The sequence below is a fragment of the Amycolatopsis alkalitolerans genome (assembly GCF_006152065.1).
GTDB classification, from domain to species: domain Bacteria; phylum Actinomycetota; class Actinomycetes; order Mycobacteriales; family Pseudonocardiaceae; genus Amycolatopsis_E; species Amycolatopsis_E alkalitolerans.
The window spans coordinates 1-25,886 of record NZ_VDFW01000034.1 but is presented as its reverse complement, the minus strand read 5'-3'; the positions used below and the strand labels follow the sequence as shown (position 1 = coordinate 25,886).

At 69.1% G+C, this 25,886-nt stretch carries 23 protein-coding genes, 1 tRNA gene and 1 rRNA gene; 7 read left to right on the top strand and 18 right to left on the bottom strand.

Going from position 1 to position 25,886, the window contains the following annotated elements:
- Positions 1-31: 31 nt before the first annotated feature.
- The 4 genes from prfB to FG385_RS28195 all read right to left on the bottom strand — a co-directional run bounded on the left by prfB (position 32) and on the right by FG385_RS28195 (position 5,298).
- Entirely contained in the window at positions 32-1,135 is a 1,104-nt protein-coding gene (gene prfB, locus FG385_RS28210; RefSeq protein ID WP_139099836.1) for a peptide chain release factor 2, read from the bottom strand.
- A gap of 72 nt (positions 1,136-1,207) precedes the next feature.
- On the bottom strand, positions 1,208-1,708 hold the full coding sequence (locus tag FG385_RS28205; protein ID WP_139099835.1) for a PadR family transcriptional regulator: 501 nt from the start codon (positions 1,706-1,708) through the stop codon (positions 1,208-1,210).
- 483 nt (positions 1,709-2,191) lie between these two features.
- Positions 2,192-2,265 (bottom strand) — tRNA-Met (locus tag FG385_RS28200).
- A gap of 63 nt (positions 2,266-2,328) precedes the next feature.
- The gene (locus FG385_RS28195; protein ID WP_200834697.1) at positions 2,329-5,298 is read right to left on the bottom strand and encodes a UPF0182 family protein; all 2,970 of its coding nucleotides are present in this window, start codon (positions 5,296-5,298) and stop codon (positions 2,329-2,331) included.
- A 163-nt stretch (positions 5,299-5,461) separates the two neighbouring features.
- Between FG385_RS28195 and FG385_RS28190 the strand changes: the two genes are divergently transcribed.
- Positions 5,462-6,013: a PPA1309 family protein gene (locus FG385_RS28190; RefSeq protein WP_139099833.1), complete on the top strand. Its 552-nt coding sequence runs from the start codon at positions 5,462-5,464 to the stop codon at positions 6,011-6,013.
- Between the two features lie 34 nt (positions 6,014-6,047).
- Here FG385_RS28190 and FG385_RS28185 read toward each other — a convergent pair whose 3' ends face one another.
- A complete protein-coding gene (locus tag FG385_RS28185; protein ID WP_235022840.1) occupies positions 6,048-7,193 on the bottom strand; it encodes a YlbL family protein in 1,146 nt (381 codons plus the stop codon).
- Positions 7,194-7,298: 105 nt separating this feature from the next.
- Here FG385_RS28185 and FG385_RS28180 point away from each other — a divergent pair, with 105 nt between their 5' ends.
- Positions 7,299-8,666, top strand: a complete 1,368-nt coding sequence (locus tag FG385_RS28180; RefSeq protein ID WP_139099832.1) for a zinc-dependent metalloprotease — start codon at positions 7,299-7,301, stop codon at positions 8,664-8,666.
- Between the two features lie 253 nt (positions 8,667-8,919).
- Here the strand turns inward: FG385_RS28180 and FG385_RS28175 are convergent, their stop codons facing one another.
- Positions 8,920-9,492 (bottom strand): M48 metallopeptidase family protein, encoded by a 573-nt coding sequence (locus FG385_RS28175; protein WP_139099878.1) that lies wholly within the window; start codon positions 9,490-9,492, stop codon positions 8,920-8,922.
- 164 nt (positions 9,493-9,656) lie between these two features.
- On the opposite strand from FG385_RS28175, the gene FG385_RS28170 reads away from it, so the two are divergent.
- The 3 genes from FG385_RS28170 (at position 9,657) to FG385_RS28160 (ending at position 13,186) form a co-directional block, all read left to right on the top strand.
- Positions 9,657-10,706: a TOMM precursor leader peptide-binding protein gene (locus FG385_RS28170; protein ID WP_139099831.1), complete on the top strand. Its 1,050-nt coding sequence runs from the start codon at positions 9,657-9,659 to the stop codon at positions 10,704-10,706.
- A 56-nt stretch (positions 10,707-10,762) separates the two neighbouring features.
- A complete protein-coding gene (locus FG385_RS28165; RefSeq protein WP_139099830.1) occupies positions 10,763-12,106 on the top strand; it encodes an ABC1 kinase family protein in 1,344 nt (447 codons plus the stop codon).
- Positions 12,107-12,235: 129 nt separating this feature from the next.
- Positions 12,236-13,186 carry a hypothetical protein gene (locus FG385_RS28160; protein ID WP_235022839.1) on the top strand — a complete coding sequence of 317 codons (951 nt, stop codon included), beginning with the start codon at positions 12,236-12,238 and terminating at the stop codon, positions 13,184-13,186.
- Positions 13,187-13,189: 3 nt separating this feature from the next.
- On the opposite strand, the gene FG385_RS34495 is transcribed toward FG385_RS28160, so the two are convergent.
- From FG385_RS34495 to FG385_RS28135, 6 genes are all read right to left on the bottom strand, one after another.
- A complete protein-coding gene (locus tag FG385_RS34495) occupies positions 13,190-13,363 on the bottom strand; it encodes a hypothetical protein (protein ID WP_200834696.1) in 174 nt (57 codons plus the stop codon).
- Positions 13,360-14,229, bottom strand: a complete 870-nt coding sequence (locus tag FG385_RS28155; RefSeq protein WP_139099829.1) for a class I SAM-dependent methyltransferase — start codon at positions 14,227-14,229, stop codon at positions 13,360-13,362. The genes FG385_RS34495 and FG385_RS28155 overlap by 4 nt, the downstream gene beginning before the upstream one ends.
- Before the next feature lie 113 nt (positions 14,230-14,342).
- Positions 14,343-14,585: a hypothetical protein gene (locus FG385_RS28150; RefSeq protein WP_139099828.1), complete on the bottom strand. Its 243-nt coding sequence runs from the start codon at positions 14,583-14,585 to the stop codon at positions 14,343-14,345.
- On the bottom strand, positions 14,582-14,974 hold the full coding sequence (locus FG385_RS28145) for a WhiB family transcriptional regulator (RefSeq protein ID WP_139099827.1): 393 nt from the start codon (positions 14,972-14,974) through the stop codon (positions 14,582-14,584). The genes FG385_RS28150 and FG385_RS28145 overlap by 4 nt, the downstream gene beginning before the upstream one ends.
- Positions 14,975-15,093: 119 nt before the next feature.
- Positions 15,094-15,339 carry a hypothetical protein gene (locus FG385_RS28140; protein WP_139099826.1) on the bottom strand — a complete coding sequence of 82 codons (246 nt, stop codon included), beginning with the start codon at positions 15,337-15,339 and terminating at the stop codon, positions 15,094-15,096.
- Positions 15,340-15,577: 238 nt separating this feature from the next.
- Entirely contained in the window at positions 15,578-17,656 is a 2,079-nt protein-coding gene (locus tag FG385_RS28135) for an ATP-dependent DNA helicase UvrD2 (protein WP_139099825.1), read from the bottom strand.
- A gap of 64 nt (positions 17,657-17,720) precedes the next feature.
- On the opposite strand from FG385_RS28135, the gene FG385_RS28130 reads away from it, so the two are divergent.
- Entirely contained in the window at positions 17,721-18,449 is a 729-nt protein-coding gene (locus tag FG385_RS28130; RefSeq protein ID WP_139099824.1) for a DUF4191 domain-containing protein, read from the top strand.
- A 17-nt stretch (positions 18,450-18,466) separates the two neighbouring features.
- On the opposite strand, the gene FG385_RS28125 is transcribed toward FG385_RS28130, so the two are convergent.
- A complete protein-coding gene (locus tag FG385_RS28125) occupies positions 18,467-18,952 on the bottom strand; it encodes an RDD family protein (protein ID WP_139099823.1) in 486 nt (161 codons plus the stop codon).
- Positions 18,953-19,125: 173 nt separating this feature from the next.
- Here FG385_RS28125 and glnA point away from each other — a divergent pair, with 173 nt between their 5' ends.
- On the top strand, positions 19,126-20,550 hold the full coding sequence (glnA, locus tag FG385_RS28120; RefSeq protein ID WP_139099822.1) for a type I glutamate--ammonia ligase: 1,425 nt from the start codon (positions 19,126-19,128) through the stop codon (positions 20,548-20,550).
- Between the two features lie 124 nt (positions 20,551-20,674).
- Here glnA and FG385_RS28115 read toward each other — a convergent pair whose 3' ends face one another.
- The 5 genes from FG385_RS28115 to rrf all read right to left on the bottom strand — a co-directional run.
- Positions 20,675-21,421, bottom strand: coding sequence for an MFS transporter (locus tag FG385_RS28115; RefSeq protein ID WP_139099821.1), 747 nt, complete (start codon positions 21,419-21,421; stop codon positions 20,675-20,677).
- Positions 21,422-21,505: 84 nt separating this feature from the next.
- The gene (locus FG385_RS28110; protein WP_139099820.1) at positions 21,506-21,940 is read right to left on the bottom strand and encodes an acyl-CoA thioesterase; all 435 of its coding nucleotides are present in this window, start codon (positions 21,938-21,940) and stop codon (positions 21,506-21,508) included.
- A 14-nt stretch (positions 21,941-21,954) separates the two neighbouring features.
- Positions 21,955-24,936, bottom strand: coding sequence for a bifunctional [glutamine synthetase] adenylyltransferase/[glutamine synthetase]-adenylyl-L-tyrosine phosphorylase (locus tag FG385_RS28105; protein WP_139099819.1), 2,982 nt, complete (start codon positions 24,934-24,936; stop codon positions 21,955-21,957).
- A 20-nt stretch (positions 24,937-24,956) separates the two neighbouring features.
- Entirely contained in the window at positions 24,957-25,703 is a 747-nt protein-coding gene (locus FG385_RS28100; protein WP_139099876.1) for a type 1 glutamine amidotransferase, read from the bottom strand.
- Between the two features lie 107 nt (positions 25,704-25,810).
- Positions 25,811-25,886, bottom strand: a 5S ribosomal RNA gene (rrf, locus tag FG385_RS35825); the annotation flags it as partial.

Genomic DNA, 25,886 nt, shown 5'->3' with positions numbered 1-25,886 from the left:
TTGGAGCAGAGCCGCTCACAAGGCGTGATCATCATGCCGCCGCGGCCTGCTTCCGCCAGCGGATCCCCGCCTCGAGGAAGCCGTCGATGTCCCCGTCCAGCACCGCGCTCGGGTTCCCCACTTCGTGCTCGGTACGCAGGTCCTTGACCATCTGGTACGGGTGCAGCACGTAGGAGCGCATCTGGTTGCCCCAGCTGGACCCGCCGTCCTTGAGCGCGTCGAGTTCGGCGCGCTCCTCTTCCTGCTTGCGCTGCAGCAGCTTGGCCTGCAGGACCTTCATCGCGGCGGCCTTGTTCTGCAGCTGCGATTTCTCGTTCTGGCAGGACACGACGACGCCGGTGGGCAGGTGCGTGATGCGCACGGCCGAGTCGGTGGTGTTGACGCTCTGTCCACCGGGCCCCGACGAGCGGTACACGTCGACGCGGATGTCCTTCTCGGGGATGTCGACGTGGTCGATCTCTTCGACTTCCGGCAGGACTTCGACGTGCGCGAAGGAGGTCTGGCGGCGGCTCTGGTTGTCGAACGGCGAGATCCGCACGAGCCGGTGCGTGCCCTGCTCGACCGAGAGCGTGCCGTACGCGAACGGGGCGCTCACCTTGAACGTGGCCGACTTGATGCCGGCTTCTTCGGCGTAGGAGATGTCATAGACGTCTGTCGGGTATCCGTGGCGCTCAGCCCAGCGCAGGTACATCCGCATCAGCATCTCGGCCCAGTCGGCCGCGTCGACGCCGCCCGCCTCGGAGCGGATGGTGACGACGGCGTTGCGGTCGTCGTACTCGCCAGAGAGGAGCGTGCGCACCTCGAGCGCGTCGATGTCCTTCGAAAGCTGCGCGAACTCGGCCTCGGCCTCGGTACGGCTCGCGGCGTCGCCCTCGGCCACGGCGAGCTCCCAGAGCACTTCGAGGTCGTCGAGGCGGCCCCGGAGTTCGGTGACGCGGCGGAGTTCGGCCTGCCGGTAGGAGAGCTGGCTGGTGACCCTCTGCGCCGCCTCCGGGTCGTCCCAGAGGTTCGGCTGGGCAGCCTGGTTCTCCAGGTCGGCGACCTGTGCTCGCAGGTCGTCCAGGTCCATGACGGCCTCGACCTGCGCCAACTTGCCGGCGAGGTCTTTCAGGTCGGTTTCGAAGTCGGCACTCACAACCCTCAAGGTTACGGCAAGGGCCACGGCCGGCCGGTTACGGGCGAACCGGCCGTGGCTTGCCGTCGCCTCTCAGGACTGTGGGATGGCGTCGACCAGTTTGAGCGCGGCCCTCGCGTGCGCCTGGCCGAACTCGGCCACGGCCTTGACGTACGGGTCGTCCGCGGCCCTGACCGCGGCCTTGGCGTCGTCGAGTTCCTGGCTGTAGGTGGCCCTGGCCGACTCGATGAGCGCTCCCCGCTGTTTCACGGTGAGCGAACCGGCGTGCACGAGCCGGAGGATGAGCGGGCTGCGCAGGTGGTCGGGCCCGGCGTCGGAGCCGAGCCAGGCCTTGAAGGCCTTCTTGCCCGCGGCGGTGATGGCGTATTGCTGGCTGGAGCGGGGGCCTTGCTTGCCGAGCCGGACGAGCCCTTCCTTGGCGAGGGCGGGCAGTTCCCGGTAGACCTGGCTGCGGGTGACACTGAAGAAGGCGCCGAAGCGATCCTCGGCGCTCGCGACCAACTGTCCCCCGGTCGCCGGACCGTCCTGGAGCAGACCAAGCAATGCCGCTGCTGTCGCATTCAATTCAGACACCCCCTCACGGTCCCACTTTTCGGCCGATCTGTCCACAGTGGCCATCTGCTCCGTCCACAATGGTCACTGAAATCGTCCATCCGGCCCAACCACCCATGCTCCAGCCGCCCACCGACCCTCACCACGCGACCACCGCAGCCCAACAGCCCAAGCCGCGCCACACCATGGGGGGTGCAGGGGGGCGAAGCCCTCCCTGCCGGGGGCCTGGGGGTCCGACCCCCACCACGCGACCACCGGAACCCAACAGCCCAACCCGCGCCACACCGGGGGGGTGCAGGGGGGCGAAGCCCTCCCTGCCGGGGGCCTGGGGGTCCGACCCCTCACCACGCGACCACCGCAGCCCAACAGCCCAACCCGCGCCACACCATGGGGGGTGCAGGGGGGCGAAGCCCTCCCTGCCGGGGGCCTGGGGGTCCGACCCCCAGAGCAATAACGAAGGAGGCCCGCTCCGCGCTTTCCGCGGAGACAGGCCTCCCACCTCTGTAGCGGGGACAGGATTTGAACCTGCGACCTCTGGGTTATGAGCCCAGCGAGCTACCGAGCTGCTCCACCCCGCGCTGTGACAGTCAGTCTACGCCTTCCTTGCGGGCAGGTGTGCGCGGGGTGACCTCGGGGCGCGGTCAGCCTCCTGGCGGCGGTGCGCTCGTGGTCGTGGTCGTTCCCTTTGCCGACTCGTACTCCTTGGTGGCCGCTTCGAGCGCCGCGAGTGCCTGGCCCTGCGCGGCGAAGTCGCCGTTCTGCTGCGCGGTCCGCAGCTGGTCGAGCGCGGACGTGATGTCGGCGACGGCCTTGTCGAGCGCCGGGTTGCTGCCGCCCGACGCCGGAGGCGTGGCGGGTGGCGACGTGCTCGACGGTGGCGTCGAGGTGGGTGAGGTCGGTTCGGTCGGTGAGGTCGCCGACTGGTTGGCCCCGTCGCCGAAGACCTGTTTCAGCGCGTCGCCGAGTGTCGAGGCGAAGCCGACCTTGGGTCCGTACGACACCAGCACGCGTGCCAGCTGCGGATAACTGTTCTGGTTGCGCTGCTGGATATAGACGGGTTCCACATAGAGGAACCCGCCGTCGAGCGGCAGCGTGATCAGGTTGCCGAAGATGACGGTGACGGACTGGTTGCTGAACAGGGTGCGTTCCTGCGCGAATCTCGAGTCGCTCTGGAACTTGTTCTGCACTTGGACCGGACCGTCGACCTGACTGTTGCCGGCCGCGGTCGTGGGTAGTCGCAGCACCCTGATCGTGCCGTAGTCCTTCGGGTCACTGGAGACGGACATCCAGGCCGCCAGGTACTGCCGTTGCAGTGCCGTCAGGGGGCTGGTGAGCTGGAACGTCGTCGAGCTTTCCCCTGGCGCCTCGGCGAGCACGTAGTAGCCGGGCTGGTTGGCCAGGCCAGACGCGTCGAGGTTGGTGCCGCCCTCCTGGGTCGGATCCTGCGGCACGTTCCAGAAGGTGTTGGTGGTGTAGAACTCCTGCGGGTCACCGACGTGGTACTTGGTGAGCAGTTCCCGCTGCACCTTGAACAGATCTTCCGGGTAGCGGAAGTGCGAGCGCAGGTCCGGGCTGATGTCGGAGCTGGGCTTCACCAGGCCAGGGAAGACCTTCTCCCAGGACTTGAGCACCGGGTCCTTGTCGTCGACCGAGTACAGCGTGACGGTGCCGTCGAACGCGTCGACGGTCGCCTTCACCGAGTTCCGGATGTAGTTGATGTTGTTGTTCGCCAGCCGTGCGACACCGGACAGCGAGTCCTCGGTGGCCTGGCCGAGCTGGGTCTCCTGCGAGTACGGGTAGTTGTTCAACGTCGTGTAGCCGTCGACGATCCACTGGATCCTGCCGTCCACGACGGCCGGGTACGGGTCGCCGTCGACGGTCAGCCACGGGGCGACCTTCTGCACGCGTTCGCGCGGGTCGCGGTTGTACATGATCTTCGAGCCGTCGCTGATGGCGTTGGAGAACAAGATGTTGCGTTCGCCGTACTTGGCCGCGAAGGCGAGGCGATTGAACCAGTTGTCGATCGGGACGCCACCGGTGCCGTCGTAGCGGTAGTCGCTGTGGCCCGCGCTGTCGTACTCGCCGGGCGCCTTGCCCGCCTGACCGCCGACGATGGCGTAGTCGTTGGTCAGCTCGCCGTAGTAGATCCGCGGCTGGGTGACGTCGATGCCGGGGGCGTTCGGGTTCGCGGGGTTGAGGCCCTTGCCGGTCGGGTTCTGGGTGTCGCTGGTCGCCGCGATGGGGTAACCACCGTCGCTGTTGGCGCCCGACACGGCGCGGTCGATCGTGTTGGCCGGTGCCGCGACGAACCCGTTGCCATGGGTATAGACCATGTGCTTGTTGATCCAGTTGGTCTGGTTCCCGGTCAGGTTCGCGGTGTTGATCTCGCGGGCGGCGACGATGTAGTCCTGGGTCGTCCCGTCGATCGTGTAGCGGTCGATGTCCAGTTTGGCCGGGAAGCCGTAGAAGTTCTCCCTGCCGACGCGCTGCGTGAAGGTCGGGGCGAGCACGTTCGGGTCGAGCAGGCGGATGTTCGGCACGGTCGTCTTGTCGTCGCTGACCTGTGCCGCGGTGGCCTGCCCGGTGCCGCTGTAATCCTCGTACTGCACGTTGTTGAGGCCGAAAGCGTCCTTTGTGGCCGCCATGTTGCGGCTGATGGGAAGCGCTTCCTTCTGGTTGGCGTTCGGCTTCACCGAGAACTGCTCGAGGATCGCCGGCCAGGCCGCGCCGACCAGCACGCCGGAGAGGATGAGCAGGACGAGCGCGATCGCCGGCAGCTGGATGTTGCGCAGGAAGGCACCCGCGAAGAACGCGACCGCGCAGATCGCCGAGATGCACAGCAGGATGAGCTTCGCCGGCAGCACCGCGTTCAGATCGGTGTACGTGGCGCCGTAGAACAGCGGGGCGTTGCGGTCGGAGAAGAGCAGGTTGTAGCGGTCGAAGAAGTACTCCACCGCTTTGAGCAGCACGAACAGCCCGGCGGTGGTGGCGAGCTGAACCCGCGCGGACGACGCGAGCTGCCCGCCCCGGCCGGCCAGCCGGATGCCGCCGAACAGGTAGTGCGCGATCAGCGCGCCCACGAAGGAAAGCGTGATGGCGACGAACAGCCAGCCGATCAGCCACTGGTAGAAGGGCAGGGTGAACGCGTAGAAGCCGATGTCGTTGCCGAACTCGGGATCGGTCTTGCCGAAGCTGGTGCCGTTCAGGAACAGCTGCACGCGCTGCCAGTCGCCGTTGCCGGTGGCACCGGCGATGAGGCCGGCGACGACCGGGATGCCGATGCCGAACAGCCGGATGCGCCCGACGACGGCCGAGCGATAACGCGAGAGCGGGTCGTCGGCGCCGGAGACGGGCACGAACACCGGACGGGTGCGGTACGCGATCCACAGGCTGATCGCGAGGCTGCCGCCGACGAGCAGCCCGATCGCGAAGAACAGCACGATCCGGGTGAGGACGACGGTGTTGAAGACCTCGCGAGCGTGTACCTCGCCGAACCACAACCAGTTGACATAAGTGTCGAGGAGTCTCGCCCCGAGCAGCAGCGCCAGGACGATCACGGCGGCGATGATGAGCAGGATCCGGCTGCGGCGGGACAGCTTCGGCAAGCTCACAGGGGGCCGGTTGGCCACTGCACACGCTCCTGTTTGTTGCGAGTTCGGTCCGGGGCGGCGGACGAAACCGCACGCTACCCCTGGTCACCTAACTCTACGAAGGGCGCTCCGGGTTCCCCCACCCTCCCCGAATCGGACATCGGCCCCCTGACACGATGGCGGCATGGCGACATCTGAGAACCAGCCCTCCGGCGTGGCGGCGGTGGCCCGCGAGGTCGAGGAGTTCGTGGCTTCGGCCGGCTGGGACCAGCCGACGCAGCTGTTCGCGCTGGTACGGACCGAGGAGCTGCTGCGGCAGGAGCCGGACCTGGCGGGGCAGTTGGATGTCGCGAACCCGCTGACACCGGTGGCGCAGGACGAACTGCCTGAGGGCGATCTCGCGGAGGCGCTCGGGCGCATCGCGTGGCCGGAAGCCGTGGCGGGGTGCGCCGTGGCGCAGGAGATCATCGTGCTGCCTCCGAGCGCCGAGGCTTCGCTACCCGACGACGACGAGACCGACGATGTGGACAGGCTGCGGCAGGCCGCCGCGGACCACCCGGACCGGACGGAGGCGCGCCTGGTGGCCGCCGTCCTGCGTGACGGCCCCGCCGCGTGTGTGATGCGCCTGCGGGGCTACACGGCCGCGCCGGAGGGCGAGCCGGTCGACGAGGTGGTCGAAAGCCCCGACCTGGCTCCCAACTTGGTCAATGCCCTCCGCGCGACGCTCGTCCCCTGAGCTCAGCAGGACGGCGCGCGCCTCCCCGCCTCACTCAGCAGGACGGCGCGGGCCTCCCTGCCTTGACGTCGTCGAGGGCCGTGAGCGCCGAGTCGAGGTTCGTGACCTTCACGAGCCTCAGCCCGTCCGGATCCGCGGCCTTCGCTTCGGCGCAGTTCTTCTCCGGAGTCAGGAAGATCGTCGCCCCGGCCTCGCGCGCGCCGACGAGTTTGAACGAGATACCGCCGATCGGACCGACGTTGCCCTTCTCGTCGATCTCTCCGGTGCCGGCCACGTGCTCGCCGGCGACCAGGTCGCCCGGGGTGAGCCGGTCGATCATCGCCAGCGCGAACATCAGCCCGGCCGACGGCCCACCGACGTCCTCGAGTGACACCTTGACGTCGAACGGGACGTCCGCCCGGTCGATCGGCTGCAGGCCCATGAAGCCCTGCGCCGCCTTGGGATCGGGGTTCGCCGCGAGCGTGAGCGGGCTGGTGCGCGGTGCGTCCGTGCCGTGCTGGAAGGTGATCTGGATCGTCTGCCCCGGCTTGGTGCCGACCAGCGCGGCGCGCACGTCGTCCTCCTGCGCGATCGGCTTGCCGTTGACGTTCAGCAGCCGGTCACCGGCCGCGAGCACCTTGTCCGCCGGGCTGCCGGAGACGACCTGCTGCACGAGGACCTTGATCGGGAAACCGAGATGCCGCAGCGCCGCGACCTCGGCGTTGCTCTGGGAGTCCTGGAACTCCTTGACGTTCTCCCGCTGGACCTGCTGGTCGCTCTCCCCCGGCGTGAAGTACTCCTCGCGGGGCGCGAGCGCGTAGCGGCCGCTCGCCCACAGACCGAGCGCGCCGAACAGCGTGACCTGGTCGTTGAGGGAGACCGTCGTCATCCGGAGCTCGCCCGAGGTCGGGTAGGTCTGATGGCCGCTGATCTGGACGACCGTCGTGCCGCCCGACTGGCCGAGGGTGTCGAAGGTGGGGCCGGGGCCGATCGCGACGTAAGGAACGCGCACGAAGGCGCCGATGAGCCCGAACGCGATCGCGAGGAGGGCGCTCAGCACTACGGTCCAGCCTCGCCTGGTGAGCCGTTTCCGCCGGTCCGCGGGTGGGGTTCGCCGCCCGCCGCCCGCGCCGCCCGCCTCGCCGGCGGCGCCGTCCACGGTGGTTCCTCGAGCTGTGGTTTCCTCACGGGACTCGCTCACGCGGGACAGCGTACGGTGACGGGTCCAAGCTCCGGGTCACCAGCCCTCGGGCATGGGCGCATGGCTGGCCCGGTGTCCCCCTGGACGTCCGCGTACGGTGGTGGTATGAGCAATCTCCCGTTCGGTTTCGGGCTCCCCGATCCCGACAAGCGTGGTGAAAACGAGCCGGAAGGCGGCGGGCAGTCCGGCGCCGAGGCCTTCAACCAGTTGGGCCAGATGCTCAGCCAGCTGGGCCAGATGCTCAGCCAGGCGGGCAGCTCATCCGGGCCCGTCAACTATGACATCGCCAAGCAGATCGCGCTGCAGAAGCTGAGTGGCTCCGGCGGCGGCCAGATCGGTTTCGCGGCGACCAGTGACTCCGACTCCGCGGTCCGGGACGCGGCTCATCTGGCGGAACTGTGGCTCGACGCGGCGACGATCCTGCCCGCCGGCGCGAAGGCGACGGTGGCCTGGTCCGCGCGTGACTGGGTGCAGAAGACCTTGCCGACCTGGCAGCGGCTGTGCGATCCGGTGGCGCGGCAGGTGTCCGGCGCGTGGGTCGAGGCGCTTCCCGACGAGGCCAAGCAGGCGGCGGGACCCCTGCTGCAGATGGTCGGTCAGATGGGCGGCATGGCGTTCGGCTCGCAGCTGGGCAACGCGCTCGCGCAGCTGGCGTCGGAGGTGCTGACCTCGACCGAGGTGGGTCTGCCGCTGGGGCCGGACGCGACCTCCGCTCTGCTTCCCGCGAACATCGAGAAGTTCACTGAGGGGCTCGAGGTGCCCAACAGCGAGGTTCTCGTGTTCCTGGCCGCGCGCGAAGCCGCGCACCAGCGGCTGTTCACGCATGTGCCGTGGTTGCGGCAGCGGCTGCTGGCGACCGTCGAGGAGTTCGCGCACGGCATCAAGGTGGACACGTCGGCGCTGGAGCAGCTGGCGGGGCAGGTCGACCCGAGTAACCCGGCGAGCATCGAAGAGGCGATGTCCTCGGGCCTGCTCGAACCGAAGACGACGCCCGAGCAGCAGGCGGCGCTAGGTCGTCTGGAGACGCTGCTCGCCCTGGTCGAGGGCTGGGTCGACGTCGTGGTCGCCGATGCGGTCGGCGACCGGCTGCCCGGAGCCGGTGCGCTGCGCGAGACGCTTCGCCGCCGCCGCGCGACGGGCGGGCCCGCCGAGCAGACCTTCGCGACGCTCGTCGGCCTGGAGCTCCGGCCGCGTCGGATGCGTGCCGCGTCGTCGCTGTGGAAGCTCGTGGGCGAGCAGCACGGCATCGACAAGCGCGACGGTCTGTGGTCGCATCCGGACCTGATGCCCAGCGCCGAGGACCTCGACGACCCGATGGAGTTCAGCGAGCGCCTCGCCGACCAGGCGAGCATCGAAGACCTCGATCCCATCGCCGAGCTGGAGCGCACCGAAAAGGCCGAGAGCGAGTCCGGCTCCGCCCAGGACGCCGAGCCCGGTACGGACGACGACGAGGGCGGGAAGTCCGGCCACTGAACCGGCCCTCCCCGAGCCGCCCGCCAGCCACGGTTCGGCCGTGGCTGGAAGGTGCGCCGGTTTCCCGTGACCAGCCCGCCTGCCTCCGCCGCATCGTGACCCGCGCCGCGCCTCGTGGGTCGCACCCACCAGGCCCACGTGCACTGCGCCGACCAGCCCGGCGCGCCCACGTCCCTCCGCTATGCGCCCGCACAGCGCGCCGACCCGCGGCGCCCCGTTCTCCCCTCGCTCACCTCCTCGCGTGCCTCAGCCATCACCCGTCCATGTCCAACTCGCTGATCCCCCAGCCGGCCGCGGCCGAAAGACCCTCCAGATACCCCATCGCGCGTTCCGTCTTGGGGTAGCGCCGGACCAGGGCCCAGAACTCCTCGTCATGCCCCGGCACCCGCAGGTGCGCGAGTTCGTGCACGAGGACGTAGTCCAGCACCCAGGACGGCACCTGCCGCAACCGTTCGCTGACCCGGATCGTCGCGTCGGTCGGCGTGCACGACGCCCACCGTGTGCGCATGGGCGGCACCCAGCGCACACTCACCGGCAGCGCGTTCCTGTCCAGATAACGCGCCGACAGCTGAGCGCAGCGTGCCAGCAACGCCGCGTCCGACTGCCGTGCCGGTGAGGCACGCCGCGACTCGGTGCGCTGCAGCTTGCGCTCCATTTCCGCGACCCAGTGCTTCTCCTCCGCCCTGCTCATCCCGGCTGGGATAAGCACCACCAGCGTGTCTCCGTCGCGGTACGCGGAGACCGTGCTCCGCCGCCGCGTGCTCCGCCGTACTTCGACTTTCTGCTGCGGGTTCGCCACCTGCTCGGTTTTGTCCCGGCCCCTCAGCGAGGGCACCCGTGCGTTCGCCACCCGTCCAAGGTAAGCGCAGCCACCGACAACTCGGGAGCCTTCGACGCCAGACTGCCCTGGTTATCCACATCGAATTGTTCCTGTGGACAACTTCTGTGTTCAGCTGGCGATTTCGTAGTCAGGTTGTCACCGTATGTGTCATGACCGATCAGTCGACGACCGCAACGGAAGTCCGCCTGCCCAAACGCCCCCGGCTCAGACCCGGCCTCCGGGTGTACGACCGCTGTCCGGACGAGGTCCAGTTCGGGCTCGATCCGCGCCATGCGATGGTGGCCACCGAACTGAGCCCGGACCTGGTCCGCGTCCTGCACCGGCTCGACGGGCGCCATCGCACCGACGAGCTGCTCGCGATGGCCAAGGACGAGAACACCGCCCATCTCCGCGAACTGCTCCTCAACCTGACTCGCCTCGGCCTCGTCGAAGAGGCATGGGCTCCCGCGGGGCAGCGCCGCACGGCCGGCGAGGCCGGTCTCTGGTCGCTGCGGGCTCGCCAGCCCGGTACCGAGATCTTCGCCCGGCGCGCGCACAGCGCCGTCGTCCTGCACGGTGCGGGGCGGCTGACCATCGCGATCGCCACGTTGCTCGCCGCCTCCGGCGTAGGGAAGGTGCAGGTCGAGGCCAGCGGCGTGGTGACCGACCACGACACGGGCAGCGGCTACCTCGACGCCGATATCGGCAGGCAGCGGCGGGCGGCCGCAAGCGACGCGATCCGGCGGGCGAATCCGGCGGTCCGGCAGACGCGGCTGCGCGCCGACCGCCAGCCGGAGCTCGTCGTCTTGGCCGACGCGATCGTGCCCGCCCCGGAACTCGTGCAGCAACTCCTGCAGGAAGGGATACCGCACCTGCCGGTACGGGTCCGTGAGGGCATCGGCATCGTCGGGCCGCTCGTCTACCCGGGTCGCAGCACCTGCCTGGGGTGCGCCGACCTGCACCGCAAATCGATGGACCCGCGCTGGCCGATGGTGGCCGGCCAGCTCGCCGGGCGCAGCCAGCAGGCCGATCTGTGCAGCGTGCAGGCTACAGCCGGGATGGCCGTGGGTCAGGTCCTCCGGGTCCTCGACCGCGGCGAGGGCGCGCCGGCCTCGTGGAACACGACGATCGAGATCGACACCCACGCCGGAACGGTGGACCACCGCATGTGGCCGCCGAACCCCGCGTGCACCTGCGGGGCGCCACCGCTTCGATGCTGACCGGGTACATCCACCGGCGGCTACACGGCGGATCATCCGCAAGGCAGAATCGTTAGGTGACTGACTCCCGCGATCGCGACGACGAGGACAGCTCGGGCATTCCGCGCCGTACCGCAGCCAGAACGGCGAAACTGGCCAGCCTGCCGCTCGGCATCGCCGGCCGGGCCGTCGGCGGCTGGGGGCGGCGGCTGGCCGGTCAGAGCGCCGAGGAGGTCAACGCGACGCTGTCGGCGAGGGCCGCCGAGCAGCTGTTCGAGGTGCTGGGCGCGCTCAAGGGCGGCGCGATGAAGTTCGGCCAGGCGCTCAGCGTGTTCGAAGCGGCCGTGCCGGACGAGCTGGCCGCACCGTACCGCGACGCGCTGACCCGGCTCCAGACGGCGGCGCCTCCGATGTCGGCGAGGCAGACTCACCGGGTCCTCGCTGAGCAGCTGGGGCGCGGCTGGCGAAACCGGTTCCACGAGTTCGACGACGAGCCCACCGCTGCCGCCAGCATCGGGCAGGTACACCGGGCGGTGTGGCACGACGGCCGCGAGGTCGCCGTCAAGGTCCAGTACCCGGGCGCCGACGTGGCGTTGCGCAGCGATCTGCGACAGCTCCAGCGGTTCAGCAGGCTCTTCCAGGCGCTCATACCGGGAGCCGAGGTCAAGCCACTGCTCGCCGAACTCGCCGCGCGGATGGACGAAGAGCTGGACTACCGGGGCGAGGCGGAGAACCAGCGAAGGTTCGCGAAGGCCTTCGAAGGCGACGAGCGCGTGCACATCCCGCGAGTCGTCGCGAGCGCGCCGAAGACGCTCGTGACCGAGTGGCTGAGCGGGACTCCACTGGCCAAGATCATCGCCGGTGGGGACAGGGCGACCCGCAACTCCGTGGGGGCGATGCTGGCCGAGTTCCACTACTCCTCACCGGTGAGAGCGGGTCTGCTGCATTCGGATCCGCATCCGGGCAACTTCCTGCTGCTGGACGACGGCAGGCTCGGAGTGATCGACTTCGGCGCGGTCGCCCGGTTGCCGCACGGTATTCCGCGGCATCTCGGCGAAATGACGAGGCTCGCACTCGACGGCCGCTCGGCCGAACTCATGCAGTTGCTGCGCGCAAACGGTTTCGTGCGTACGGACAGTGATTTACGCGCCGAAGACGTACTAGCCTATTTGGCCCCGTTCACCGAGCCGCTGGCGACCGAGACGTTTCATTTCACGCGTAAATGGATGCAACGGCAGGCCATGCGGGTCGGTGATTCCCGGGGCCAGGACTTCCAGGTGGGAAGGTCACTCAACCTGCCGCCGGAGTACCTGATGATTCACCGGGTGACCGCCGGCTCGACTGGGATCCTTTGCCAGCTGGACGCGGAGATTCCGGCACGGGCGATTGTGGAGCGCTGGCAACCCGGCTTCGCGGATTAAGCCATTTGAACCAGTAGTTGTCCACAGGAAACCCGTATTTTCGCACGAAGTCGCCATTCACTCGCGGGAGTTGTCCACAATTTGCCCGATCACGTTCCGTGACGCCTGATTCATTGCCAGGCTGGGGGCATGGCCCGAATGACTTCCGCGGAACTGGCCGCCCTGACCATGCCGGAACCGGATGGCATCACCACGACTGCCAGGCTCCGCGAGGCTGGTGTGAACTCGCACGCCATCGCGTCACGGTGCCGTCCCGGCGGCCCGTGGCAACGCTTGCTGCCTGGCGTCATCGGCCTCGGCGAGGGGCGCCTGACCCGGCGGCAGATGCAGCGCGCCGCAACGCTCTACGCCGGCCAAGGCTCCGTCGTCAGCGGCGCCGACGCGCTGGACGCGCACGGTATCCATCTCCCGCCACCGGACCGGCTGCACATCCTCGTGCCGCCGCACCGGCGGGTCCACTCGCAGGAACTCGTGCACCTCGAGCGAACCTCGCGGCTACCGGAGCCGCTCGTCGACGGTGGCGTCGCCTTCGCGCCGCCGGCTCGCGCGACGATCGACATCGCCCGCCGTGAAACGGAGCCCGAGCGGCTCCGGAGGTTGCTGGCGCTGCCCGTCTACTTCGGCTTGTGCTCCCCGGACGATCTCCGTGCCGAACTCGAGGCGGGCAATCAGCGCGGTTCCGCGTCCGTTCGCGAAATGTTGCGGAGCCTGGGCTCCATGGGCGAGACGTACCTGCAGGGGCTCGCCCGTGAACTACTCGAAATGGTCCCGCTGCCGCCGCCGGTCTGGAACGTCACGATCTGCGACGCGCTGGGGAGGCCGATCGGCATGGTGGACGCCTGGTGGGACGAGGTCGCGCTCGGCTGGCAGTTCGGCGCGGGCGGTAAGGAGAATCGCGGGCCGAAGATGAACCATCTGGCGCTCGCCGCGGCCGGTGTGGTCCTGGTGCGCACCCCACCGGACCAGTTGCGCCGGCAGGTCAGACGGATCGCGCTGGAACTGACGAGCGCCTTCGCCAATGCGGCGAAACGAAGACGCCCGAGAGTCCGCGCCCTCGGCTCCGTTCCGGCGACGGTATGAGCTCTACCAGTACTCGCTCGGCAGCTTGCCCTCGATGTCCCGGACGTGGTCGCGGGCGCATTGTGGACACAGCCAGCGCACGTCGCCGCCCTCCCGCTCGGACACCCAGGCCAGCACGAGTGAAGGCTCGGTCTCCGCCTCGCGGACCGCACCGCAGCGGGCGCACCTCGTGGTCAAGGCTTTAGTCCGAAGTGGACTGTCCGGGTGCCCAGCACGTAGAGGTCGTCGCGATGGCCCAGGTGGTCCGGACCAGCCGGATCCAGCAGCCGCCGCACCGTTTCGCGGTCGTCCTCGCCGATCCTGTCCTCGACCGTCTCGGCAAGCCGGTCGAGCCGCCCGAGCACGAACTGCCGCACCTGCTCGGACGGCGGGGCCGGGTGATCGACGAGCGCGGTGAACGAGCCGACGTCGGCCAGCCCGGCCTTACCCAGTGCGGTGGTCCAGCCGTAGGGCATCCGGACGGCGCCTTCCATCGATGCCCGCATCTCGCCGAACCACTCGTCCCTGGCCGCCATCAGCCGGCGTTCGAGACCGGGCTCACCGATGCCGACGTCCCACGGCAAGGTCTGCGTCTCGAGCCCGCCTTCGGCCACCGCCAGCACGCCGCCTGGCGACAATGCCGAGGCGAGGCCGGTGACGCCGGCCTGCTGGTCGGGCAGGTGGTGGACCATCGACGCCGCCCACACGAGGTCCGCGGCGGGCACGAGGGTGTCGAGGGCCTGGGTGGCGACGTCGGCGTGGACGGTCCGGATCTCGACGGAATCGGTCGACGCGGTCTCGGCGGCGACGGCGAGCAGTTCCGGAACGGCGTCGACGAGGAAGAGGGTGCCACCGCCGCAGGTGGCGAGCGCGGCGGCCAGGGCGGCGCTCATCCCACCGGCCCCCGAGCCGACGTCGACGACCGTCGCGCCCCGGGGTAGCGCGGCCGTCAGGCGGGCCGCGATCGCGGTGAAGGCGCCGGCGTCGAGTTCGTCGACTCTGCGAAGGTCCGGGATCCGTGACGCCCAGTCGATGTGGTCGTGGGTGTGCGCATGTGCCGCCATGAGCCCATTCAACACGATCCGAAGACGTGGCAAGGGATGCCCGCCATGCCGATCACGGCGGGCATCCCCTGTCCCTTACCACCTATGGGAGGTGCATCGAGGCGAGGCAGAACTCAGGAACGGTGGCGGCGGGCTCGCTGGGCGGCCCAGCCGGCTATCCGGTCCCAACGCCGGGCCGCACGGGCGTGCCCGCGCCTCTGCTGGGCGTGGATGTCCCGGCGCAGGTCCTGTATTCGTGCTCTCGCCAGTTCTTCATATATCAACATCTCGGTGATCTCCTTGGTCGTGACGGGCGCCGCGCTGGGGCGGACATCCGCCATGTCTGGCTTCTCGCTGGTCAGCTGCGGGGCACTCATGCGGCAGCGCTCCGCTGCTCGCCCGAGTCCCGCTGCTCGAGGGTTTGTTCCGCTACCGGGTGCTTCCGCGGGCGTCCCCGGGGCCGCTTTCGCGCGACCACGGCGCCGCGCTCGAAGATCTCGCCGCCCCAGACGCCCCACGGCTCCCGCCGTGCGAGCGCACCGGCCAGGCAGGACTGCCTGATCGGGCAGTCACCACACAGGCGCTTGGCCCGCTCGAGGTCCGCGGGAGCCTCCGCGAACCACAGGTCGGCGTCGCCGGACCGGCAAGGCAGGTCCAGCTCGGGCGAGACAGCCGCGTCGAGCAGGTCGCCGATTCCCAGGGTGCCGGGGTCGGCGAACTCGGCGGGTAACGCCCCCTCTGACGCGAAGGCGATTGCCGATGACATTCCCGTTCTCCTTTGTGTAGTAACGGTTTTTCGGTTTTGACGGGTACTGCACAAACACGAAGGCCGCGGATCCGATGTACGGTTCCGCGGCCTTCGTGAGCCTGTTCCCTGAATGGGTGTCAGGGACTTCGCTCCAGCGGAGGGTGCGGAACATACGTCTGCGGCTGCTTGTTCGTCGGCATCCCGGTCGGCGCGGCATCGGCCAGCACGACCTCGGTACCGAAGACACGGTCACGGTCGGCAAGGTGGCGAAGGCGCGCCGGCGCCCCGGCCGGCACACCGATGCCGTGGCCGACGAAAACGCCAGCGTCAGCGGCGCAGGACAGCGTGGTGCCAGGGATACCGATCAGATTGGTGATCTTCATTCCGGACGCCTCCCTTCGCTGTCCAACGCGCATCGCCTTCGCGACGGGCGTAAACCCCCACGGGTGGCCTTCCACCCGGCCCCTGCAGGCTATTGCCCCGGACTCCGTCGCGGCAACCTATTTTTCCAAGACTCTCCGAATCGACGAAGATCGGCCCTGAGCGGCGGTTTTGCCGCACGGATCGACCCCTCGACGCGGCCTGTCACTTGCCCGCCCTCGACTGGAGCAACCGCCCCGATCAGCGCTCCCCGTTGACGACGGCCAGCACGTCGGCGCCGAAGCGCTCGGCCTTGTTCGGGCCGATGCCGGAAATCGACACCAGGCTGCGGCGATCGGCGGGCTGCTGTTCGGCGATCGCGATGAGCGTGGCGTCGGTGAACACGACGAACGGCGGCACCTTCAGCTCCTTCGCCCGGGTGATACGCCAGTCCTTCAACCGCGCCAGGAGCTCTTCATCCACATTGGACGGGCAGCGGCCGCAGCGCCCCAGTTTGATCTCCATCGTCTCCAGCAGGGGGCCGCCGCACACCCGGCATCGCGGCTTGGGCCCGCTCCTTCCGGACTGCGACCGCGGCACGCGCGCGGCCGGATGGTGTTCGGGCAGCAAGCCGTACATGAACCGGCTGCGCCGCCGATGCCGCTTGCCGCCCGCGTGACGCGAGAGCGACCACGACAACCACAGATGCTCGCGTGCCCGGGTGACGCCCACGTAGAACAGGCGGCGCTCCTCTTCGATCGCGTCGCCGTCGCCGTCCGCGTGCAGGATCGGCATGGTGCCCTCGGCGAGCCCGACCAGGAACACCGCCTCCCACTCCAGGCCTTTCGCCGCGTGCAGTGACGCCAGCGTGACGCCTTCGACCGTCGGCGGGTGCTGGGCGGCCGCCCGCTGCTCGAGCTCGGCCACATACCGCGGCAGATCCGCGCCCTCGACCGTCGCCGCGAGCTCCTCGGCCACTTCGACCAGGGACAGCAGCGCGTCCCAGCGCTCCTTCGCCGCCCCACCGGACGGCGGCTGCTCGGTCAGGCCGGCCCTGGACAGCACTGAACGCACCGCCGTCACCAGCTCCGTCGGAGGCGGGTCCGCCGCTGCGGTACGCAATGCGACCATGGCCTGCCGGATCTCGCGGCGGTCGAAGAACCGCTCCCCGCCGCGCACGAGGTACGGAACACCGGCCTCGGCGAGCGCCTGCTCGTAAACCTCGGACTGCGCGTTGATCCGGTACAGGATCGCGATCTCGCTCGCCGCGACCCCGCCGTCCAGCAACGCGCGAATGCGGGCCGCGACCGCGGCGGCCTCCGTCGGCTCGTCCTCGAACTCGGCGAACCGCGGCTCCGCGCCGGCCGGCCGCTGCGCGACGAGCCGCAGCCTGGACCCGGTGGGCCGGTTGCGCGCCGCGCCGATCACCTTGTTCGCCAGCTCGACCACCTGCGGCGTGGACCGGTAGTCACGCTCCAGCCGCACCACGGTCGCCTCGGGGAAGCGGCGGGTGAACTCGAGCAGCGGGCGCGGCGACGCGCCGCCGAACGAGTAGATCGTCTGGTTCGCGTCACCGACGACGGTCAGATCGTCGCGGCCGCCCAGCCACGCGTCGAGCAGGCGCTGCTGCAACGGGGTGACGTCCTGGTACTCGTCGACGATGAAGCACCGGTACCGCTCGCGGAACTCACGCGCGACCTCGCCGTGCTCCTCGAGGGCCGCCGTGGTGTGCAGCAGCAGATCGTCGAAGTCGACGACCTGGGCGGAGTTCTTCAGCTTCTCGTACGCGCGGTAGACCTCGGCGACCTTTTCCGGCGCGGCCGGGCTGTCCCGCTGGACGCGCGCGGCCGTGGCCGGATAGTCGTCGGGACTGATCAGCGACGCCTTCGCCCATTCGATCTCGCTCGCCAGATCCCGCAGGATCTCCGCTTCGGTGCCCAGACCCACCTTGTTCGCGGCCTGGCCGACCAGCCGCAGCTTGCCCTCGAGCAGATCCCACGGCCTGTCCCCGATCACACGTGGCCAGAAATACCGCAGCTGCCGCCTCGCCGCCGCGTGGAAGGTGAGCGCCTGCGCGCCCTCCACCCCCAGCGCGCGCAACCGCGTGCGCATCTCACCGGCCGCGCGCGTGGTGAACGTGACGGCGAGGACCTGTCCGGGCGCCACGTGACCCGACCTGATCAGGTGCGCGATACGGTGCGTGATCGTCCGCGTCTTCCCCGTGCCCGCGCCGGCGAGCACGCACACCGGCCCCCGCGGCGCCACCGCGGCGGCTCGTTGCTCGGGATCGAGCCCGTCCAGCAGGCCGGGCCGGTTCGTGCGAACTGCTGCGTCAACCACGCTGGCATCCTCGCAGAGGGGGCCGACAGAATCCGTACCGCCCGGCCGCCCGTATCCTGGAGATATGGCGGGAAAGCAGGACAAGGAAGCTGCACGGCAGGCGAAGCGGGAGAAGCGCGCGGCGAGCAAGGCGCGGCGCGGTCAGATCTTCGAGGCGTTCAAGATGCAGCGCCGGGAAGACAAGGCGCTCATCCCGTGGATGGCCGGCTCGATCATCGTGATCGCTGGCGTCGTGTTCGGCGTCGGCTTCTTCTTCAACGCCCAGTGGATCCTGCTCCCCCTCGGCATCGTTCTCGGCGTGCTGGCCGCGGTGATCATCTTCGGCCGCCGCGTGCAGAAGACGGTGTACTCGAAGGCCGACGGGCAGCCGGGCGCGGCGGGCTGGGCGCTGGACAACATGCGTGGCAACTGGCGCGTCACGCAGACCGTCGCCGCGACCACCCAACTCGACGCGGTGCACCGCGTGCTCGGTGGGCCGGGCGTCGTCCTCGTCGGCGAGGGTGCGCCGCACCGAGTGAAGAACCTGGTCGCGCAGGAGAAGAAGCGCGTCGCGCGGCTGATCGGCGAAACCCCGATCTACGAGGTGATCGTCGGAAACGAGGAGGGCCAGACGCCGCTGCGCCGCCTGCAGCCGACGCTGATGAAGCTGCCCCGCAATCTCAAGGGCGCCCAGGTCGACGCGCTCGAGGCGAAACTGGCCGCGCTGGGCAACAGGGGTGCCGCGATGCCGAAGGGGCCGGTCCCCCAGGGTGCCAAGATGCGCAACGTGCAGCGCACGATCCGCCGCCGCTGACTCCTTGCCGGGCCCGATCAGCGTAGGCGGACGACCACGGTGTTCGTCAGCCGATCGAGCCAACTGCGCCCGTCGGCGTTACGCACCGCAGCGGGGATGAGCAGGAAGGTCAGCGCCGCGCGAACCACCGCTCGCCAGATGCCGACCATGCTCTTGCCATCGAGGCGCGCGACGCGTATGCGGACCGCCGCCATCCCGGGGGTGAAGCCGAAGAACGCCACCGGCAGCACCGTGATGACCGCCCAGACCGCGATCGAGGCCAGGTTGTAGTTCTGCATCGCCGCCGTGTCCTGCAGCGCGGGGCGGATGAACAGCGAGGTCAGCAGGGATGCCAGCACCAGGTCGAGCACGAAGGCCAGTAGCCGCGGGCTGCCCCCGGCCACTGATCCGGGGCCGTCTTGGGGCAGGCCCAGTCGCTCTCCGCGCCAGCGCGGAGGCTCCGCGTCACCGGTATTGAGACCGGTGTAGGAGCCCGACAACCACTCTCCGGTCCATCTCGCCACACCATCAGGGTAGGTCGCTGGCGGAAACCCCGTCTGACCTGGTCCACTGGCCCGGTTCACAAGGCCCGTTAACATCGACGAAACATATGGGTGACTGGCGGGCAACACCGCGCTTTTAGCGTGAGCCGAAGAGAGTACTGCCCCCGGCAAAACAGTTGAAGGAGTTACAGAGGGTGTCCACTACTCCAGAAGATATCCAGCGTCTCATCACTGATGAGAACGTGCAGTTTGTCGATGTCAGGTTCTGCGACCTGCCGGGCGTCATGCAGCACTTCACCGTCCCCGCGAAGGCATTCGACGAGGAAGCCTTCGGTGAGGGCCTGGCCTTCGACGGCTCATCGGTACGTGGTTTCCAGTCGATCCACGAGTCGGACATGCTCCTGCTGCCCGACCCGGACACGGCGCGGATCGACCCGTTCCGCAAGGAGAAGACGCTCTCGATCAACTTCTTCGTGCACGACCCGTTCACACGGGAGGCCTACAGCCGCGACCCGCGGAACATCGCGCGCAAGGCCGAGCAGTACATCGCCGAATCCGGCGTGGCGGACACCGTGTTCTTCGGCCCGGAGGCCGAGTTCTACATCTTCGACTCCGTCCGGTTCAACTCCGCCGAGAACGGCACCTTCCACGAGATCGACTCGATCGAGGGCTGGTGGAACACCGGCCGCGAGGAAGAGGGCGGCAACCGCGGCTACAAGACCAAGTACAAGGGCGGCTACTTCCCCGTCCCGCCGGTCGACCACTACGCCGACCTGCGTGACGAGATCAGCCAGAACCTGATGAACTCGGGCTTCACCCTCGAGCGGGCGCACCACGAGGTGGGCACCGCGGGCCAGGCCGAGATCAACTACAAGTTCAACACGCTGCTGCATGCCGCGGACGATCTGCAGTTGTTCAAGTACATCGTGAAGAACACCGCGTGGGCCGCCGGCAAGACCGCGACCTTCATGCCGAAGCCGCTGTTCGGCGACAACGGCTCGGGCATGCACTGCCACCAGTCGTTGTGGAAGGACGGCCAGCCGCTGTTCTACGACGAGTCCGGGTACGCGGGGCTGAGCGACACCGCGCGGCACTACATCGGCGGCATCCTCGCCCACGCGCCGAGCCTGCTGGCCTTCACGAACCCGACGGTGAACTCCTACCACCGCCTGGTGCCGGGCTTCGAGGCGCCGGTCAGCCTGGTGTACTCGCAGCGGAACCGCTCCGCGTGCGTGCGTATCCCGATCACGGGCACCAATGCCAAGGCCAAGCGCATCGAGTTCCGCTGCCCCGACTCGTCGGGTAACCCGTACCTGGCCTTCGCCGCGATGATGATGGCCGGTCTGGACGGCATCAAGAACAAGATCGAGCCGGCCGAGCCGATCGACAAGGACCTCTACGAGCTGCCGCCCGAGGAGGCCAAGGACGTCAAGCAGGTCCCGGCCGACCTGGGCAGCGTGCTCGACAACCTCGAGTCCGACCACGACTTCCTCACCGAGGGCGGGGTGTTCACCCCCGACGTGATCGACACGTGGATCTCCTTCAAGCGGGAGAACGAGATCGACCCGCTGCGGCTGCGCCCGCACCCGTACGAGTTCGCGCTGTACTACGACGTGTGATCCCACCCCCCAGCCCAGTGCGCTGACCAGCGAAAACGCTGGTCAGCGCACTGTTCCAGGCCGCTCGGCGTGACGGTGAGCCACAGCAGGGCCCACCTCGGTCGTCACCCGAATTGCCGTCGAATCAGGGGTCAAGGATGGGGGCGTACTCGTGCGGACCACACAGCAGGACGACTGGCAGCAGGTGGTCGAACTCTGCGAGACCGTGACGAGGGAAGTACCCGAGGTCGTGCCCGACATCATCTCGCGAGCAGCCCGAGCGCGGCCATGCCGAGGACCGGCGGGGGAAGTCCAGCCGAAGGTCGAGCCTTCCACGAACACGAACGCCACCGCGCCCATCGCGACGATCGCGAGTATCTGCCCCGGCACGTCGAGCTTCGCGCGCGCGCCGCGCGGGATACCGCTGATCGTCCGCGTGACCAGGATGTAGACCCCGGCGCAGATCGGCACGTTGACGCAGAAGATGGCCTGCCAGCCCAGCGTGTCGATCAGCACGCCCGCGACCAGCGGCCCCATCGCGAGCGGCGGAAACCCCTTGCAGGACACGGAAAAGGATGAGCAGCGCGAGGTTCGGCGCGAGCCCGCAGATCAGCGAGGTGATCGCGAACCCGAGTACGCCGAGCCGGTACGCGCGGTCGTTGCCGAGCCGGTCACCGATCGCTCCACCGGAAAGGATCAGCGCGGCGACCGTCAGCGTGTAGCCGTTGACGACCCACAGGAGTGTGCCCAGCGAGCCGCCGAGCGAGGAGCGGATATGCGGCACCGCGAGGTTGACGATGTTGGTGTCGAGCATGATGACGAAATTGCCAAGGCAGATCGCGAAGAACCCCAGTGCGCGCCGCCGCTGCCCGGTCTCGACCATCGTCGCCATGCGACCAGCCTCGCGGAGCGCGCTTCGCACGCATATGCGAACAACGACGAATCTCCCGCGGCCGATCTCGTGGAAACCACGAACCTACTCGGCGGTGGAAAGCACCTTCAGGTCGTACCCAGCCTGCTCGAACCGGCTACGCGGATCGTCGACGAGCTTGCGCCGGTCGAGGTCCATCAGGCCCACCGTGCACGTGATGTCGGCGGACACGGTGCCGTCGGCCTTGTAGATGAACAGCTCCATCTGGAAGGACTTCCCGCTGCCGAACCGGGTGTCACACGTGACGTCCACGGTCTCGCCCATGCGGATCTCGCTGCGGTAGTTGATGGTCGAGGACAGCAGCACCGGCGAGATGTTCTGCTCTCCGAACGAGGTGCTGCCCCCACCGGCGCGCTCCAGCATCTCGATACGCGCCACCTCCCCGTACGAGTGGTACACGGCGTGGTTGAGGTGGCCCAGCATGTCCAGTTCGTACATCCGCACCTTGATCTGGATCCGGAAGGGTTCGCGCTCGCTCACAAGCCGTACTGTAGTCAATCGGCGAAGAACACGCGTTCGACCACCGCGTGGGCGCGGCGGGTCGTGCGGCGGTAGTAGTCGAGGAACTCGCCGGGATCCTCCTCGTCGCCGTAGCCGAGCACGCGCGCGACGGCGACGAGATCGCGCCCGCTGCCGGGCACCTGGTCGGACGCCTTCCCGCGTACCAGCATCGTCGCGTTGCGCACGCGCGTCGCGAGCAGCCAGGTCTCGGTGAGGGATTTCGCGTCTTCGGCGTCGACGATCCCCGCTTCGGCCAGTGCCGCCAGTGCGGCCGGCGTCGCCGTCGTGCGCAGGGCCGGCACGCCGTGGGCGTGGCGCAATTGGAGTAGCTGCGCGGTCCACTCGACGTCGGCGAGACCACCACGGCCCAGCTTCGTGTTCAGCGTCGGATCGGTGCCGCGTGGGATGCGCTCGGTCTGCACGCGAGCCTTCATCCGCCGCACTTCACGCACGCGGACGGCGTCGAGCCCGCCTTCGGGATAGCGGATGGCATCGATCACGTCGATGAATCGCGTCCCGAGATCGTCGTCCCCCGCCACGAACCGAGCGCGCAGCAGGGCCTGCGCCTCCCACACCTCGCCCCACCGGGCGTAGTAGGCGCGATACGACTCGAGCGTGCGGACCAGCGGACCGCCGCGGCCTTCCGGACGAAGATTGGCGTCGACCTCCAGCGGCGGATCGGCGCTGGGCTGCCCGAGAGCCTGCCGGACGGTCTCGGCGACCGAGGACGCGAACCGGACGGCCTGGGTGTCGTCGGCGCCTTCGTTCGCTTCACACACGAAGAGCACGTCCGCGTCCGAGCCGTAACCGAGTTCTCCGCCGCCGAGCCGCCCCATGCCGATGACGGCGATACGCGCCGGGCTGCCGTCGACCTCGGCCTGCCGCTGCCGGATCGCCGCCGCGAGCGCGCTCTGCAAGACCGCGACCCACACGCTCGACAGGGCTTCGCAGACCGCACGAACGTCCAGCAGTCCCAGCAGATCCGCGGCCGCGACCCGGAGCAGTTCGTGCCGGCGCAGGGACCGGGCGGCAGCAACCGCCGCCTTGATCCCCGGCTGCCGCCGCACGGTGGCGCGAAGGGACTTCGCGAATTCGGCGGCGTCCCGGCCCGCGAGCTGATCCGGATCTCCCAGCAGCTGCAACACTTCCGGCGCCCGCACCAGGAGTTCGGGGACCAGCTTGGAGGTGCCGAGCAGGTAGGCCAGCCGCTCGACGACCGCGCCTTCGTCCCGCAACACCCTGAGGTACCAGGGGGTTTCTTCGAGCGCCTCGGACACTTTGCGGTACGCGAGGAGACCGCCGTCCGGATCCGGGGTGTCCGCGAGCAGGTCGAGGATCACGGGCAGGAGTGTGTGCTGGATCGACGCCCGCCGCGAGACCCCGGAGGTGAGCGCCCTGATGTGCTGCAGGGCACCGTCCGATGCCACGTAGCCCAGCGCGGTAAGCCGCTGCGCGGCCTGTTTCGTGGTGAGCCGCAAGGCCTCGGTCGGCACGCTCGCCACCGACTGCAGCAGCGGGCGGTAGAAGAGCTTCTCGTGCAGGCGGCGGATCCGCTGCGCGTACCGGCGGAACTCCGCGAGAAGCACCGCGTCCGCGCTGCGGCCGCGCTCGGGCCTGATCCCGATGGCGCGCGCGAGGACCCGGAGCTCGGCGGTTTCGGAGGCTTCGGGGAACAGGTGGGTGCGGCGCAGGCGGCGCAGCTGCAGCCGATGTTCCACGGTGCGCAGGAACTCGTACGACGTCTCGAGCTCGGCCGCGTCCTCACGACCGACGTAGCCGCCCGCGCCGAGCGCCCGCAAAGCATCCATTGTGGACCGCAGGCGAAGGTCCGCGTCCGCGCGCCCGTGCACGAGCTGTAGCAGTTGCACGGCGAACTCGACGTCGCGCAGCCCACCGCGCCCAAGCTTGAGCTCGCGATCGGCCAGTTCGGAGGGCACATGCTTCTCGACCCGCCGTCGCATCTGCTGGACGTCCTCGACGAAGTTCTCCCGCTCCGCCGCGGACCACACGACCTCGTCGACCATCGCCACGTAGTTGCTGCCGAGTTCGGCGTCCCCGGCCACCGCGCGCGCCTTGAGCAGGGCCTGGAACTCCCAGGTGCGGGCCCATTTCTGGTAGTAGGCCGTGTGACCGTCCAGCGTCCGCACGAGCGCCCCGGCCTTGCCCTCGGGCCGCAGGGCCGCGTCGACCTCGAAGCAGGCCTTCCCGACGACGCGCATCGTCGTACTGGCAAGGCTGGTCGCGAGCTGGAGATCTCCTTCGCCGACGAAGATGACGTCGACGTCGCTGACGTAGTTCAGTTCGCGCCCGCCGCACTTGCCCATCGCGATGATCGCGAGCCGGGTGCCATCGAGGTCCTTTCCGGCGAGCTCGGCGTGGGCGACGGCAAGGCCCGCCGCGAGCGACGCTTCGGCGAGCGCGGTGAGCCGACCGGTCACCTCCGCGTAGGAGGGTTCGTCGAGCGAAGGCTCGACCACATGCCCGAGGTCGGCCGCCGCGATTTCGAGCAACAAGCCGCGATACCCGGCTTTGAGTGCCTGTTCCGCGGCGGTGCCCGTAAGGGGTGCATCGCCCGTCCCCAGAACGGTGGCGAGCAGCTCATCGGCGTAACGGCTGCTGTCCGTGCACTCCTCAGGTGCGAGACGGCGCCACTCCCCCGGCGAACTCACGAGGAAGTCCGCGAGCGCGCTTGACGTGCCGAGCACCGCGATCAGCCGTCCGCGCAGCGCCGCGTCCTCGCACAACGCCTTCGACAGCGCAGGCCAAGCTGCCTGGTCGACATCGCGGATGCGGTCGAGGCTGCGCAGCGCGAGGTCCGGGTCGGCGGCGCGGGAGAGCGCGATCAGCACACCGGTGCTCGACTGGTCGGGTCCGGCGTCGGTCCACCAGCCGGCGGCGCGTAGCTGCCCCTCGGCGCGGTCGTCGGTGAAGCCGTACCGTGCGGGGGACGCGGCGCCGCGTGCTTGCTCAACCATCAGCGTCCACCGTAGCCCGCTCACGCCAGCGGCAGCGTATTCGCAGGAGCCGCAGGCTCGAGCGCACCGCCGGCAAGCCGCACGAAGCGTGCGGCGAAGGGCTGCCAGGTCTCGGCGAGGTCCTGGTGGATCTGGCCGAGGGTGGCGGTGTCGAAGGCGCCTGGTTTGGCGGTGGCGGCCATCTCGGGCGCGTCCACCGCCCAGGCCTGGACGACCTCGGCGGTGGTCTCGATGTGGAACTGCACCCCGTAGGCGCAGCGGCCGAGCCTGAACGCCTGGTGGGGGTACTTGGGTGCGGATGCGAGCAGGATGGCGCCGACCGGGAGCCGACTGATCTCGTCGCCGTGGAAGTGCATCACATCGGGCATGAGCGGCAGGTCCGCGAAGAGCGGATCGGTCCAGGCCGCGTCCTTCTTCGAGATCAGCTGAGCCCCGACTTCAGGACCCTTCTCGCCCTCGGCGACCCGCCCGCCGGTCGCGACCGCGAGAAGCTGGGCACCCAGGCAGATGCCCAGCGTGGGCAAGCCGCTGCGAGTGCCCGCGGCGAGGAGGTCACGCACTCGGCTCAGCCAGGGATGCGCTGAGTCGTCCTCGGCGTTCATCCCGCCGCCGAGGCAGATGAGCCCCTGGTAGCCGTCGAGACCGCCGGGCAGCTCATCGGCCGGCGGAAGGCGGATGTCCAGATCCGCACCGGCGGCCGTAAGCCACTCGCCGAGTGGGCCGATCGGGTCGGACTCGTCGGGCTGGATCACCAGAAGACGCGGCACGCTCACGAATTCAGGATACGGACTGGCCGGTTTCCAGCCCAGAAAAGCCTTGAGGCCCTGGGAAACCCCTCTCGGGGTCTCAACCAGGGCCTCAAGGACCATGTTAAGTTCGGCGGTGTCCTACTCTCCCACATCCTGGCGGGTGCAGTACCATCGGCGCTGGTAGGCTTAGCTTCCGGGTTC

Bases quoted from the DNA above. Each gene is read 5' to 3' on its own strand.
- FG385_RS28160 (WP_235022839.1), top strand. From the start codon at position 12,236: ATGGCCCGAATGACTTCCGCGGAACTGGCCGCCCTGACCATGCCGGAA.
- FG385_RS28145 (WP_139099827.1), bottom strand. From the start codon at position 14,974: ATGTCATCGGCAATCGCCTTCGCGTCAGAGGGGGCGTTACCCGCCGAG.
- FG385_RS28150 (WP_139099828.1), bottom strand. From the start codon at position 14,585: ATGAGTGCCCCGCAGCTGACCAGCGAGAAGCCAGACATGGCGGATGTC.
- FG385_RS28105 (WP_139099819.1), bottom strand. From the start codon at position 24,936: ATGGTTGAGCAAGCACGCGGCGCCGCGTCCCCCGCACGGTACGGCTTC.
- FG385_RS28155 (WP_139099829.1), bottom strand. From the start codon at position 14,229: ATGGCGGCACATGCGCACACCCACGACCACATCGACTGGGCGTCACGG.
- FG385_RS28190 (WP_139099833.1), top strand. From the start codon at position 5,462: ATGGCGACATCTGAGAACCAGCCCTCCGGCGTGGCGGCGGTGGCCCGC.
- FG385_RS28170 (WP_139099831.1), top strand. From the start codon at position 9,657: ATGACCGATCAGTCGACGACCGCAACGGAAGTCCGCCTGCCCAAACGC.
- FG385_RS28140 (WP_139099826.1), bottom strand. From the start codon at position 15,339: ATGAAGATCACCAATCTGATCGGTATCCCTGGCACCACGCTGTCCTGC.
- FG385_RS28115 (WP_139099821.1), bottom strand. From the start codon at position 21,421: ATGGCGACGATGGTCGAGACCGGGCAGCGGCGGCGCGCACTGGGGTTC.
- FG385_RS28180 (WP_139099832.1), top strand. From the start codon at position 7,299: ATGAGCAATCTCCCGTTCGGTTTCGGGCTCCCCGATCCCGACAAGCGT.
- FG385_RS28130 (WP_139099824.1), top strand. From the start codon at position 17,721: ATGGCGGGAAAGCAGGACAAGGAAGCTGCACGGCAGGCGAAGCGGGAG.